General features: G+C 67.9%; 10 protein-coding genes and 1 tRNA gene. 10 read left to right on the forward strand and 1 reads right to left on the reverse strand.

The genetic code is table 11. From position 1 onward, the window contains the following. Nucleotides 1-69: 69 nt before the first annotated feature. Complete coding sequence (psmA, locus tag ACQE3M_RS10600) at nucleotides 70-843, forward strand: archaeal proteasome endopeptidase complex subunit alpha (protein WP_430505576.1); 774 nt, start codon at nucleotides 70-72, stop codon at nucleotides 841-843. Nucleotides 844-899: 56 nt separating this feature from the next. Further along, nucleotides 900-1,751: an MOSC domain-containing protein gene (locus ACQE3M_RS10605; RefSeq protein WP_430505577.1), complete on the forward strand. Its 852-nt coding sequence runs from the start codon at nucleotides 900-902 to the stop codon at nucleotides 1,749-1,751. 29 nt (nucleotides 1,752-1,780) lie between these two features. Here ACQE3M_RS10605 and ACQE3M_RS10610 read toward each other — a convergent pair whose 3' ends face one another. After that, nucleotides 1,781-2,521 (reverse strand): SDR family oxidoreductase, encoded by a 741-nt coding sequence (locus tag ACQE3M_RS10610; RefSeq protein WP_430505766.1) that lies wholly within the window; start codon nucleotides 2,519-2,521, stop codon nucleotides 1,781-1,783. Nucleotides 2,522-2,653: 132 nt separating this feature from the next. Between ACQE3M_RS10610 and ACQE3M_RS10615 the strand changes: the two genes are divergently transcribed. The 8 genes from ACQE3M_RS10615 to ACQE3M_RS10650 all read left to right on the forward strand — a co-directional run bounded on the left by ACQE3M_RS10615 (nucleotide 2,654) and on the right by ACQE3M_RS10650 (nucleotide 13,131). Continuing rightward, complete coding sequence (locus ACQE3M_RS10615; protein WP_430505578.1) at nucleotides 2,654-3,805, forward strand: metal-dependent hydrolase family protein; 1,152 nt, start codon at nucleotides 2,654-2,656, stop codon at nucleotides 3,803-3,805. A gap of 158 nt (nucleotides 3,806-3,963) precedes the next feature. Further along, nucleotides 3,964-5,391 carry a helix-turn-helix transcriptional regulator gene (locus tag ACQE3M_RS10620; protein WP_430505579.1) on the forward strand — a complete coding sequence of 476 codons (1,428 nt, stop codon included), beginning with the start codon at nucleotides 3,964-3,966 and terminating at the stop codon, nucleotides 5,389-5,391. 104 nt (nucleotides 5,392-5,495) lie between these two features. Next, nucleotides 5,496-5,570: transfer RNA gene (locus tag ACQE3M_RS10625), tRNA-Glu, on the forward strand. Between the two features lie 155 nt (nucleotides 5,571-5,725). Continuing rightward, a complete protein-coding gene (locus ACQE3M_RS10630) occupies nucleotides 5,726-6,841 on the forward strand; it encodes a hypothetical protein (RefSeq protein WP_430505581.1) in 1,116 nt (371 codons plus the stop codon). A gap of 1 nt (nucleotide 6,842) precedes the next feature. Next, entirely contained in the window at nucleotides 6,843-7,859 is a 1,017-nt protein-coding gene (locus tag ACQE3M_RS10635; RefSeq protein ID WP_430505582.1) for a hypothetical protein, read from the forward strand. Nucleotides 7,860-7,862: 3 nt separating this feature from the next. Then, nucleotides 7,863-8,552: a hypothetical protein gene (locus ACQE3M_RS10640; protein ID WP_430505583.1), complete on the forward strand. Its 690-nt coding sequence runs from the start codon at nucleotides 7,863-7,865 to the stop codon at nucleotides 8,550-8,552. After that, entirely contained in the window at nucleotides 8,549-10,288 is a 1,740-nt protein-coding gene (locus ACQE3M_RS10645) for an ATP-binding protein (protein ID WP_430505584.1), read from the forward strand. Before ACQE3M_RS10640 ends, ACQE3M_RS10645 begins: the two co-directional genes overlap by 4 nt. After that, entirely contained in the window at nucleotides 10,285-13,131 is a 2,847-nt protein-coding gene (locus tag ACQE3M_RS10650) for an outer membrane protein assembly factor BamB family protein (protein WP_430505585.1), read from the forward strand. The genes ACQE3M_RS10645 and ACQE3M_RS10650 overlap by 4 nt, the downstream gene beginning before the upstream one ends. The last annotated feature ends 14 nt before the right edge of the window (nucleotides 13,132-13,145 follow it).

The raw sequence follows: 13,145 nt of genomic DNA on the forward strand, positions 1-13,145 counted from the left end.
TTTTTCCCTGCTCGCCCGCTACAGTATCGTAATGATAATCGAAGGAGCTACGCGACGAGGTGGGCGCCGATGATGGGTAACGATCAGCAGGCCTACGACCGCGGAACGTCCCTGTTCTCGCCCGACGGGCGTATCTACCAGGTCGAGTACGCCCGCGAGGCGGTGTCGCGAGGGGCTCCCAGCGTCGGCGTGACCACGAGCGACGGCATCGTCTTCGCCGCGATGAGCCGTGCGTCGTCGCCGCTGATGGAGTCGGAGAGCATCGAGAAGCTCCACAAGCTGGACGACCACGTCGGCACGGCCTCCGCGGGCCACGTCGCCGACGCGCGCCAGCTCATCGACTACGCCCGCCAGATGGCGCAGTCGAACCGCCTGCGCTACGGCGAGCCGGTCGGTATCGAGACGCTGACGAAGTACGTCACCGACCACATTCAGGAGAACACGCAGCTGGGCGGGACGCGCCCGTACGGCGCCGCGCTCCTCATCGGCGGCATCGAGAACGGCGAGCCGCGCCTCTTCGGCGCCGACCCCTCGGGGACGCCCCACGAGTGGAAAGCGACCGTCATCGGCGGCGGCCGCCAGGAGATCCAGACGCTGTTCGAGGAGGAGTGGAGCAAGGACCTCTCGCTCGAGGAGGGCATCGAGCTGGCCGTCGAGGGCCTCCGCGAGCACGAGGAGGACCTCGAACCGGCCGAGCTGAGCGTCTCGACGGTCACCGAGGCTGAGGGCTACCGGACGCTCACCACCGAGGAGATCGAGGATCACGCGCCGGAGCTCCCCGAGGAAGACGAGGACGACGACGCTGACGCGGACGCCGACGAAGCCGACGGCGACGAGGAATAACGCCGCCGACGGCCGTCGAACTCTATCTTTTTATTAACTCCCGACAACCACCAGCCATGGTACACGTCGCGGAACTCGTCGCTTACCCGGTCAAGTCGCTCGACGGCTGCGAGCGTGAGCGCATCCGCCTCACCGGCGACGGCCCGCTCGTCGGCGACCGCGTCTACGCCCCCGTCGAGGGCGCCGTCGACCCCGCGGACGCGTCGGTCGGCGCCAACGGCGGCTACGTGAACGGCAAAAGCGAGCGGCAAATTCATCGGATCGACGCGAGCTACGAGACGGCGAGCCCCGCTGACGCGACGCCGACGGCGGTCACCCTCGATGCACCGGGGATGGACACCCGAACGTTCGAACTGCCTGAGCAGGCGGACGCCGCCGGCGACTGGCTCTCCGCGTTCCTCGGGTACGACGTCGACCTTGCCCGCGAGGATGGGCCGCACCAGGACCGGTCAGGTCGGTTCGGCCCTTCCGTTATCTCCGAGGCGACGCTCGAGGAGGTCGCGTCGTGGTTCGAGGACCCCGCCGTCGACGCCCGGGAGATGCGCCGTCGCTTCCGGCCGAACGTCGTCCTCGCGGATTGCCCGGCGTTCTGGGAGGACCGGCTGTTCGCCGGGCACGACGAGCGCGTCCGCGTTCGGGTCGGCGACGGCGAGCTGACCGGCGTCGGCCCGTGTGCCCGCTGCGTCGTCCCCTCGCGGGACCCGGAGACGGGCGCGGAGCTGCCGAACTTCCGCGAGACCTTCTTAAAAAGGCGCCGCGAGACGATGCCCGAGTGGTCCGGCGGGGAGCGGTTCGACCACAACTTCCAGCTGATGACGACGACGGCCGTCCCCGAGTCCGCGTGGGGGACCGAGGTCGCCGTCGGCGACGAGGTCGAGATCCTCGAAACCGTCGCTGTCGAGGCGTAGTCCCCGGGCCGCGGCGGCGGTCGCGACCGTCAGAGCCCGCTGTCGCTGTACTTGTCCCGACGGAAGAGGTCCATTTCGTGGATCGACGAGCCCTCCTTGCCGGCCGCGTAGGCGATCGCGTCGGCGACCTCCGCGGGCTCAGTTACCTCGCCCGGCTCGAAGCGCTCCTCGAACGGCTGCCCCTCCTCGCTCATGAACTCCGTTCGGACCTCGGAGGGGTTGATCACGGAGACGCCGACGCCCTCGTCGCCGACCTGCGCGGCGACGCTGTGGGCGAACCCGCGCGCCCACCACTTGGTCGCGGCGTACACCGGGTTGAAGGAGCGCGGGAACTTCCCCGCGAAGCTCCCGACGACGACGAGGTTGCCGCCGCTGTCGGTGAGGTGCGGTAGCGCGGCGCGCGTGAGGTAGAAGGTGCCGTCGACGTTCGTCTCCTGCATCGCCTCGTACTCCTCGTCGCTCATCGTCGCCACGTCGCTGCCGCGGCCCACGCCGGCGTTCGCGACGACGACGTCCAGCCCGCCGAGGCGGTCGACCGTGGCCTCCACGGCAGCCTCGACCTCGACGCTCTCGCGGACGTTGGCCGGGACGCTCGTCGCCTCGACGCCGTACTCGGTCCGGAGGTCGACCGCGATCGATTCCAGCTGCTCCTCGCGGCGCGCGAGGAGCGCGACGTCGGCGCCCTCGCGGGCCAGCGCGTGGGCGGTCGCCTCGCCGATGCCGGAGCTCGCACCTGAGACCAGTGCCGTGGCGGAGTTGAGTGCCGTCATGAGCGTCCCTGCGTCGGCCAGCACCGTGAGTGTACTCCCTGCAGGAAGATGGGTAGCCGGCCGTGTCGCGGCGCAACCGGTGGCCGCTGCCGGGACCCGACCATTAAGGCGGCCAGCCCTGCACCGATCCACATGCACATTCTACGAGGCGGCCGCGTGGCCGACGTTGACGGAACGCGAGAAGCGGACGTGGGGATCGAGGACGGCGAGATCGTCGCGGTCGGCGACCTCGGCGACGGGGACAGCGAGACCGACGTCTCCGGCCAGGTCGTCGCGCCGGGGCTGATCGACGCGCACGTCCACGTCTCGATGGACGGGCGCCCCGACGTGTCGACCGCCGTGGCGGAGTCCGACTACACGGCGGGCTATCGCACCGCGGCCAACCTCGAAGCTGCCGTCGAGGCCGGCGTGACGACCGTCCGCGATCTCGGTGCGCGCGACACGCTCGCGCTCGACGCCGCCGAGAGCGTCGCCGACGGCACCCTCCGTGGCCCGCGGATCCTCGCTGCCGGGCAGGCGGTCATCATGACCGGCGGCCACGGGCACTGGACCGGGCGCGAGGCCGACGGCCCGCACGAGGTCCGGAAGGCGGCCCGCGAGCAGCTCAAGCGCGGCGCGGACGTGGTGAAGTGCATGGCCACCGGCGGCGTGCTCACCGAGGGCGCAGTCACCGGCGCACCCGAGCTCACGGAAACGGAGCTCGCGGCGCTCGTCGACGCCGCTGCGCCGACGAACACGCCAACGGCCGCGCACGCCCACGGCGAGGTCGGGATCAAGAACGCGACGCGAGCGGGGATCACCAGCATCGAGCACGGCACGTTCATGGACGCGGAGGCGGCCGAGCTGATGGCCGAGAAGGGAACCTACTGGGTCCCGACCGCGAGCGCGCTTGCGGGCATCGTCGACCACGGCGTCGAGGCCGGTATCCCGGAAAGCGCCGTCGCGAAGGCGGAGGACGCCGCCGACCGCTTCGTCGAGGCGTGGGAGCACGCGCTCGACGCCGGCGTCACTATCGCGATGGGCACGGACGCGGGCACGCCGTTCAACTTCTTCGGGAACATCCCCGAGGAGCTGGAGCGCATGGTCGAGTACGGCCTCTCCCCGGAGGACGCGCTCGAAGCGGCGACGGTCAACGGCGCCGCCCTGCTCGGGCTCGAGGACGTCGGCAAGGTCGCCGAGGGCTACCAGGCCGACCTCGTCGTCCTCGACGACGACCCCAACGCGGACGCGACCGCCTGGCAGGAGCCGGACGCGGTGTTCACCGCGGGCGACCGGGTCGCGTAATCGACGCCGAGGACCGCCTCGCTTGTCCGGAATCGGCGGTGCGCGGTTCGCCCGGAACCGCCGATACTCGGCTCACCGGAGCCGCCGATGCACGGTTCGCCCGGATGTTGCCCCCGGTCGTAAGCGCTTTTTACGGCCCGGGACGCTGATACAAGTAGATGTCACGCGCAGCGCTCCTCGTGACCACCCTCGTCCTCGTCGCCGCGGTCGGCGCCGGGGTCGCTGGAACGGGGGCGGCCACAGCAGGATCCGGGTCGATGGGGAGCGATGCGACGCCGTCAGGGTCGCTCTCGGCGGACGGACCGCCAGCCGCGCTCCAGCAGAGCTTCGACCGCTCCGTCGTGCGGATCCGCGTCGACGCCGACGGGAGCGCACGCTGGACGTTCCGCTACAAGCGAACGCTGGAGACGGACCAGGAGCGCGAGGACTTCGCCGCCTACGCCGAGGAGTTCAACGAGAACGAGACGGCGCTGTACGACTCCTTCAGGTCCGATGCGACGGCGCTCGTCGCGGAGGGTAGCAACCAGACCGGCCGCAACATGACGGCGACGAGCTTCGCTCGCAACGCGGCGATCGAGTCCTCGCTCGGCAACGACGTCGGTGTCGTCGAGCTGTCCTTCACCTGGGAGTCGTTCGCCGAGGTCGACGGCGACACCGTCGTCGTCGGCGACGTGTTCGAGGGCGGCCTCTACGTCGGCCCCGACCAGGAGCTGGTCGTCGACGCCGGCGACGGGCTCGTCTTCGAGTCGGTGGCTCCCAACGGCACGCAGTCGAATCCCGAATCGCTCCGCGAGAGCGACACTGTGACCTGGACCGGCGAGCAGCAGTTCACGGACCAGCGGCCACGCATCGTGCTCGTTCCGGAATCGGCGGCGACCGCGACGGAATCGGGAGCGGCGTCGACGCCCGCGACCACGCCGTCGGAAACGTCGACCGCGACGGGCGCCGGAGACGGTGACGGCGGGGCGAACTGGCTGCCGTTGCTCGCAGTGGCACTCGTCACGCTAGTCGGCGCAGGCTGGTATCGGGAGCGATCCGGAACCGCCGGCTCCCCGCTCGCCGCCATCGACCCCCGGAGTACGGACGGGGGCAGCGCCGTCGGTGCTGGCGACGACGAGTCAGGCGGGACTGCCGCTCGCAGGGACGACCCCGGCACCGAAGGGACGGCCGGGGCCGGAACGGGCGCCGGGGACGGAACGGGCGCCGGGGCCGTCACTGACGCCGATACCGACGCCGCCGGCACTGCTGCGGCTGGCTCGGCCGCCGCTGGGGGGGCCTCGGACGACGAGTCAGGGTCCGGGGAGGCCGCCGAAGGGACGGCAAAGGAACCTGCAGTTCCCGACGAGGCGTTCCTCTCCGACGAGGACCGCGTCCGGAAGCTGCTCCGGGAGAACGGCGGGCGCATGAAGCAGGTCCGCATCGTCGAGGAGACCGGCTGGTCGAAGTCCAAGGTGAGCGTCCTCCTCTCGGAGATGGAGGACGAGGGCGTCGTCTCGAAGCTCCGCGTCGGCCGGGAGAACGTCGTGAGCCTCGACGGCCACGAGCCGGAAGCCGCGAAGTCGCCGTTCGACGACGAGGACGCCTGAGAGGGCCGGGGGCTCGAACGCTCCCCGGTCGGGCGAACCGAGCGTTCCCAAGTGGAAGCCTTATCAGTGATCGGTGGTTACGGGTGAATGCGACGACGACGCGTGCTCTGATGGTGTAGTCCGGCCAATCATATTGCCTTCTCGAGGCAATGACCGGGGTTCAAATCCCCGTCGGAGCATCACTTCCTTCGTCGCTTTCTCCTCTCGAAGCTACCGGAGGGTCCGAGACTCCGGCACCGCTCGTGAGTCGTGCGAGTTGCTGGCGGATGAATTCTGCTTCATCCGCCGGCGGTGTGCAGTACATTTACTATGATACATATTTGTTGATCAACCAATGCCACTGAGACCAGTCGATACCGATAAACTGGGTGATATCTGTATTTCGATTGCCCAGGAGAACTTCGGGTTCCTCTACCTCGATCGAGTGGCGAACCGTATCAAAGAGGAGTACGAAGCCTCGGAAACCGGTCTGACGAAGACCGGCACGCTCACCCGCGGGGCAATAAAGGAGTCCATGCAGGAGATCGCCGGCGCCGAGTACGAGAACCTCAGGCAGATCCGCTCCGGAGTGTACTACTACGACGTGTTCAGCGCGGGTCACGACAGGCGGATCCCGAACCAGCTGAAGGACCTGTTCGTCTCGACACAGCAGGTCGTCACGGCCGAGCAGATCCGCAACGAGTTCAACCTCGCCGTCGACGACGTCGACTTCTTCGTCGACAAGCTGGTCGAGAACGATATGCTGTTTCGGATCGCTACCGGCTCCCAGGAGTACTACTCCGTCGGGTCGTTGCTGAAGGAACAGACCGGACAGAACAGGCTCGAAGACGAACTTCGCGAGCAGGCGAAAAGCTCGGCACCGATCGGCGTGCTCGCACACGACGAGCTCGAACAGATCATCTCCGTGAACGCGACGTCCGACGTCATTCGCTATCTCGAGCAGCAGCTGGAGTTTCTGGCGGACCTCGACGGAGAGTACCTCGTCTGGGGCGCGCTCGACGAGTACGGCCGCTGGCTGGCCGAGGAGATAAGCGACGACGTGCTCGACGAGTTCGGGGCGGCCGGCCACGCGATGTCCGTCCCGGAGTACCGCGAGGTGGTCACCACAGCGATCGAGCAGCGCACCGACATTCTCGACAGCATCAGTCGACGGCGGCGTGACGACGTCGTCGACGCGGTGCAGGACGCCCTCGAGACAGTGGTGGGCATCGAGGTCGACGGCCGGATCGCCGCCCACCGCGAGCCGCTGGACGAGGAGATCGAGGCGCAGGCCGAGAAGGTCGTCGACCCCCTGCTGTCTGACCTGACCGCGGCGACTCCATCGGTTCTCAAGGAGGAAGCCGCCGAGGAGATCGAGGAGATGCGACTGGCGGAGACCGAAGAGGCCAACGACTACCTCCGGAAGCAGGTCCGGGGGCGTGCCGAGGAAAAGATCGAGGAGGCGTTCTGAGATGCGCAACAAATTCACCGAGTTCACGACGACGGAGCGCAACGGCGACAAGGTAGTAACCGCACAGCCGGCAAACGGCGTCGACGAGCCCGTCCGGTTCGACGGGAGCATCGCCGAGAGCGGGTCCAGCGAGGAGCTGGAGGCCAACTGGGAGGGGATCATCGCCTCGCTGGCACAGCAGCACCTCGGCGGCCAGCTCACCATCGACGACGGCCGCGGCGTGATGGATCGCGAGGAGGCCGTGCAGGCGCTCGTGGAGTCCGACGCCGAGCGCGTGAAGAACCAACACGCGGCACACGCAGTGATCGAGTACCTTGCGTCCGAGGACATCCTCCGGCTGGAGGACGACCAGGTCGTGTTGCTGATGTCCTCGGAGAACCTCCAGGACGAGAACGCCTACGCCATGCTGAACAACTGGGCGGCGACCCTCGACGCCTGCGTCGAGCGCATCGATGCCGCAGTCGATCGCGTCGAGCGCAACCAGGAAACCCTCGAGAAGCACGTCGAGAACCTCGAGGACACGACGTCCATCGAGCAGGATTACGCGCAGAAGAAGGAGGAAATCGAACAGGAGATCAAGGCGATGCTGGGTGGCCGTAGCCCCTCGGAGCTCGAGGGGGATGAACGAGAGCGGTTCAAGCGAATGCGCGAGCGGTACCACCGCTACGAATCCCTCGAGGAGAGCGTCTCCGGCGGGCCGAAGGGGCCGGAAATGGAGGGACCGCAGATGCTTGCGGAACTCGTCGAGGAATTAGAGAGCGTGAAGTTCGCACTCCAGGACCACAGCACGAAGTTCCGGACGCTGGCGGTTAGCAAGAACCTCCAGGACAGCGACGCCCGGGAGATGGTCCGGAACTTCACGGAAGTCGCCGCCGAGATCGGGGGTGCCACCGACCCGAAGGACAAGATGGAGGAGATCTCCGACGAGGAGTTCATGGACCAGATCTCGGAGGTTTCGGAACGCACCGAGGAGACGGAGCTCGCGGCCGAGGAGTCGACCACCATCACGGAACGGTAACGCATGCAAGCCTGTTCGTTCCTCGGAACGCTCGGTCGCGCGCGGGTCGTCGTCAGCGACCGCCGCGAGGTACGCGCCGTCGACGGGGACGCAGCCTGGGACCCGGTCGCGGACGTCCACGACTCGGTCCGCGATCTCGTCGACCTTTGCACGGCCGGGCTCCCGCTTCCCCCCCTCGACCACAGTCCGCCGAGCGAAGCGGACGACGCCGTCGCGGCCATCCTGGAGGACCGGTATCGCGAGCTGTCCGACCGCGAGGTGTGCACCGACGGCGGCGGAGAATGGGATCCCGATGAGGATACCTCCGAGCCGACCGACGACCCGCCAGGAACGCAGTACGACGTGTATCGCCGGATCGACACGGTCGACGGAGAGCCGGTCGTTCCACTGCGTCGGACAGGTCCGACGGCCGCGAACTGGTACGTGCTCGGCGACGTGCTGCCGTCGTACGCCTCGGCCGTCGCGGCCGACTGCCGAACCCTCGCGGATCGCCAGCGCCTCTGTGGGTCGCCCGCCGTGGGGAAGGAATGGACGGCGGTCGCGGACCTGCTGTCGGCAGTTGCATCGTTCGTCGACTATCAATCAGCACTCGCTCGCTGGATCCACGTCCCCGACCGGGATAGCGTGGTCGCCGCGGATCAGGCTCGCGACGTCGCCGACCGACTCACCAACGAAACGAGGAATCTCAGATGACAGGTGTCAACCTCAGACCGATTCAGAAGGACGACAGACCGACCTCCCACGTCCGCGTGGGCCAAAGTAAGATCGGTGGGGAGACGGACGTCGTCTGTGTCCGCCACCGCGGCCGAGAGGCGTACTTCCGCGCGGAGACGGAGGACGACAGGGTAATGGACAACGTCGGCAGCAGGGCGTATATCCACGAAAACGTCGCCGACATCTACGGTGGCGTGAGTTACGACGAACCGTTCTACGTCGATGCGGACGCGTCGAAGGCGTCGGTGCCGGCGGCCAACGAGGTGACCATCTATCCGAACGAGGTGGCGACGGACGCCCTCGCGGAGTTCCTCCGCGAGACGGAGTTCTTCGTCCACCGGATCGAGGAGGTCGCGGAGATCCGCGGCTCGCTCGTGCGCTTTACCGTTAACGACATGGCGCCGGACGCCTACGGCACGCTGCGCGTAACGGAGGAGACGGACCTGACCTTCGAGGACGAGCCAGCGACCCCGGAGCCGGCGTCGCGAGCTGGTGGTCGAGGCGGCCACGACGGGGCCGGCGGCGCCGGCGGCGCTGGGCGCGGCCCGGCCGACGGCGACGACGACGGCGCGACGGTCTCCGTCGACCCGACAGTCCCACAGGTAAACTTCGAGGACGACGTCGCGGGGCTCGACGAAGTGAAGCAGACGGCCCGCATGCTCCTCGCCCTGTTCGACCAGGACGTCCACGAGCAGGTCGTGGAGATGTACGGCGAGGAATTCGCTGACCGCGGCGGGAGCATGCTCCTCTACGGGCCGCCCGGCTGTGGAAAGACCCACGTCTCCGAGGCGATCGCCTACGAGGCGAAGTACAACGCGGGTATCGAGGAGCAGTACGGTGAGGTGACGTTCCTCGAAGTTCGTGGTAGCGACATCCAGTCGAAGTACGCGGGGGAATCGGAAAAGAACGTCAGGGCGGTGTTCGAGCGGGCACACTCGATCGCCCAGGACGGGTTCGCGGTGCTGTTCTTCGACGAGATCGAGACGCTGATCCCCGACCGTAGCGATGACAATCTCCAGCGGCACGAACGAGCCGTCACGAACGCGGTGCTCCAGGAGATGAACGACGTCGAGGACAACCTGTTCGTCATCGGCGCGACCAACATGCCGTTCAACATCGATCCGGCTGCGAGTCGTCGGTTCCCGATCCAGCAGTTCATTCCGCAGCCGGACGAGGACGTGATGGCCGAAGTGTGGCGGAAGCAGCTCTCTTCACTGCCGAACGCGGAGCGGATAGACTTCGAACGGCTGGGAGCGGAGAGCGTCGGCTACACGCCCGCGGAAGTCGCGGACCGTATCCTCGGTAGCGACCTCCAGCGGGAGCTTATCACCAGCGTCGTCGAGGGCGACCCGCAGGAGGTAACGACGGAGTACCTGCTCGAACAGGTGGCTGAGACGGAGCCGAAGACGATCCGTCAGTTCATTACGAGCGTCCGGAACCAGGTGGACGAACTCGAAGGATATCCACAACTCCGGTCGTACGTCCACGAACAGGCCGACCAGCTCGGGATCCCGCTCGACGGCGCGAACAACAACACCCTGGGCGACCTGTTCGCCGGGTCGAGTGAGGCGGCGGCTACGGACGACGACGACGACGCGGCACCGACCGGAGACGCCAGGGACGGACCGACCGGAGACGCCGGGAACGGACCGACCGGAGACGGGGCGGCTGCGCCGGGCGAGCACGACGACACCCGGTCGCCGGGAGACCGATGACCTCCGAGGGCCGGCGATACGTCCGACGGACCTCCTTCGAGATCGGGGACGTCGACGACTGGTCAGTGACGGAATCGACGGTCGCGCTACTCGCCGGGTCGACGATCCACCTCGTCAGCGACAGCGTCGATACTGTCGAACTCGACGGTCCGGCTCGTCAGGTGGGGCTGAACGACAAGCTCTTCGTGCTCTTTTCGGAGAAGGTCGCGGCCTACAGCACCTCCGGGACCCGGCTGTGGACCGCGGAGGTCGAAAACGCAGTAGGGGTGGCCGCACCGGTTGCCAGCGACTTCGTCGTCGTTCTCACCGATGACCGACTGCTCGGCCTCGACGCGACGGCCGGATACGAACGGTTCGCCGTCGAGCGACCCGACTCCGACGTCGCGGCGGTCCCCGAGATCGTCTGCACGGACACGTCGCTCGTCGTCGCGGCCTGGTCGTTCCTCACGATCCTCGAACCGACCGGCGCCACACAGCTCCGCACGACGCTCGACGGCGCGATCCACGGCATCGGTGTCGTCGGCGACACCGTCGTCTGCGTGATGAAGGACGATCGCCTTCTCGGGATCGACGTCGAGACGGGTGACGAGAAGTGGTGTCACGAGTGGGTGGTCGACCGCATCGACCCGTTCGCTCACCAGGAGCTGCTCGTTCGAACCGCGGAGGGGATCCGGATGGTCGACCCCGACGGGGAGTGGCACAACCCTTCCCTCGACGATGGGTTACCGATCGCCGCCGCTTCCGGCGAGCCGGTCTGCGTCGTCGTCGATTCGCTCGTGAACGTGTACGCGCGGACGACCGGCGAAGCGGACTTCGACGCCGCCGTTCCCACCGACGCGATCGAGCCCACGGCCAGTTCGCTCCCGGTCGTCGTCGAGAACGTCAGCGACACGCCGAGCGTCACTACTGCGTCGGTCGAGGCCGACGGGGCGACTATCTCGACCGGAGCCGAACAGCTTGCGCTCACGCCGGGTGAGCGGGAGCGGATCCGCGTCGGCATCGGATCGATCCGGGCCGAGGACGTCGACGTCGACGTGTATCTCGAAGACGAACTCGTGACGTCGGCAAACGTTCCCGTCGCCGGCGGTGTGGATGCACTTTCGGTGTCGACAGCGCCGGTCGCCGCCGACGCCGACGGCTGGACAGTCGAGGTAACGGTCGAGAACACCGCGTCCGTGCCGGTTCGGCAACTCGCTCTCGACCCGGGCGACAACGTCCGCGAGAGCCTCGAGAGCGGCGAGACGTGGGTCGTAACGGTTCCCCACCCCGACGAGGGGGAGATCGTCCTCTCCGTGGCCGACTCGAAACGTCGCGTCGAACCGTCGATTCCGGAGCACCCGCTCGTTGCCGAGGTCGAGTTCGAGGAGGGACTCGTCGTCGCATCCGTGTCGAACCGGACCACGGCTCGCGTGGTCGACACTGTCCGGATAGCGTCGTCGGCGGTGGCCCGAGAGTTCGAACACGAGTTCGACGGCGGCCCTGACTCCAGGCTCGTCGTCGCAACGCCGCCGGTCGAGACGGGCACGGCGACGGTTACCGTCTCGGGACGATTCGTGTCGGCACGTGAGACGGTCGAGATCCCGCCCAACTCGGTTCCGGCTCTCGGTTCCGGAGGGGCCACCGATGCGAACGCCGGCGGGCAGTCCCGGGCGGTGGATTCCGCCTCGCCACCGACAGCGGAGGGCCAAGCGCGGGGCGCCGACGCCGCCTCTCGGCGGACCGGTCGAGGGGACGACGAGGCCGATAGCGGGGGCGGTGGTTCCCGTGCCGACGCCCAGGGAGAGAGTCGGGCCAGCGGTGCTGATGCGGCGTTCCCGCTGGAACTCGACCGTCGCTGGGATTCCGAGCTCTCGAACACCGCGTCGAACGAACGCGCGAACGCCGTCACCATCGGCGACGTGCTCTTCGAGTACGTCGACGTCGCGAACGTCGGGTCGGAAGGGACGCAGGTCGTCCTCTCCAGCGAGGACGCTGACACGACCGAAGTGGTCGGACCGGGCGAGTCGGCGACGTTCGTCCGGAAGCACACGTTCACCGAGGAGGGCGGCCGGGTCCCGGGCGTCGCCGTCGAAACGCCGGCCGGCCGACGCGATGCTGACGCGGTCGAGCCCGCAATAGAGACGCCGGAGTGGTACTGTCTCGCCGCCGTCGTTCCGTCGGCGGACGGGCCGCTGCTTCGCCTCGAGATCGCCAATCGGAGCCAAATGCGGGTACAGGTCGCCGACCTTTCGCTGCCGTCCTTCTCGTTTACCGAATCGGTCGGGAGTTTCCAGGTGAGCCCACGATCGACGGTGGTCGAGACCATCCCCCTCTCGGGACCGCCGGCTCAGGAGCTGTCGGAGCCCGAGTTGCTCTCGTTCTCCGCCGGTCCCGACGTCGGTCAGCAGGACGAGTATCGGACGCTCGTCGCGCTCCCGTCCCCCGATCGCGGCTTTCAGGAACTCGACTTCGAGATCGACGACGAAACGGTCCTCGACGCGGAGGGCGGGACGGTAGTCGTCAGGTGCCGGAACACCGGCACGGAGCCGGTCGAGAACCTGTCTATCGAGGCGGACGGGACCCAGGTCCGAGAGATCCTCTACGACGCGTTGACCCTGGAATCACTGGCCGCCGGCGACACGGTGACTCACTACGTCGACGTCGGTGACACGGCCGACGAGCTCGACGTTTCGCTCTCGCTGGCGACGGATGCCGGACGGGCGGAAACGGTCCAGATCCGCGCGAGCGACCCCGAAGCGTCCGCAGTCGAAGTCGCTCGTCCCCAGCTGCCGAAGCCCGAGGACGTGTCGCTCCCACCGCGGACGTCGACGAAGTTCTCCGTCGAGCGGGAAGAAGACGCGTAAGGGTTCGGGCGGCT

Source organism: Halosubterraneus shenae (assembly GCF_050510935.1).
In the GTDB taxonomy this organism is placed as follows: Archaea; Halobacteriota; Halobacteria; order Halobacteriales; family Haloferacaceae; genus JBDGPU01.

Coding starts and splice junctions, on each gene's coding strand:
- psmA (WP_430505576.1), top strand. CDS start 70: ATGATGGGTAACGATCAGCAGGCCTACGACCGCGGAACGTCCCTGTTC.
- ACQE3M_RS10605 (WP_430505577.1), top strand. CDS start 900: ATGGTACACGTCGCGGAACTCGTCGCTTACCCGGTCAAGTCGCTCGAC.
- ACQE3M_RS10610 (WP_430505766.1), bottom strand. CDS start 2,521: ATGACGGCACTCAACTCCGCCACGGCACTGGTCTCAGGTGCGAGCTCC.
- ACQE3M_RS10615 (WP_430505578.1), top strand. CDS start 2,654: ATGCACATTCTACGAGGCGGCCGCGTGGCCGACGTTGACGGAACGCGA.
- ACQE3M_RS10620 (WP_430505579.1), top strand. CDS start 3,964: ATGTCACGCGCAGCGCTCCTCGTGACCACCCTCGTCCTCGTCGCCGCG.
- ACQE3M_RS10630 (WP_430505581.1), top strand. CDS start 5,726: ATGCCACTGAGACCAGTCGATACCGATAAACTGGGTGATATCTGTATT.
- ACQE3M_RS10635 (WP_430505582.1), top strand. CDS start 6,843: ATGCGCAACAAATTCACCGAGTTCACGACGACGGAGCGCAACGGCGAC.
- ACQE3M_RS10640 (WP_430505583.1), top strand. CDS start 7,863: ATGCAAGCCTGTTCGTTCCTCGGAACGCTCGGTCGCGCGCGGGTCGTC.
- ACQE3M_RS10645 (WP_430505584.1), top strand. CDS start 8,549: ATGACAGGTGTCAACCTCAGACCGATTCAGAAGGACGACAGACCGACC.
- ACQE3M_RS10650 (WP_430505585.1), top strand. CDS start 10,285: ATGACCTCCGAGGGCCGGCGATACGTCCGACGGACCTCCTTCGAGATC.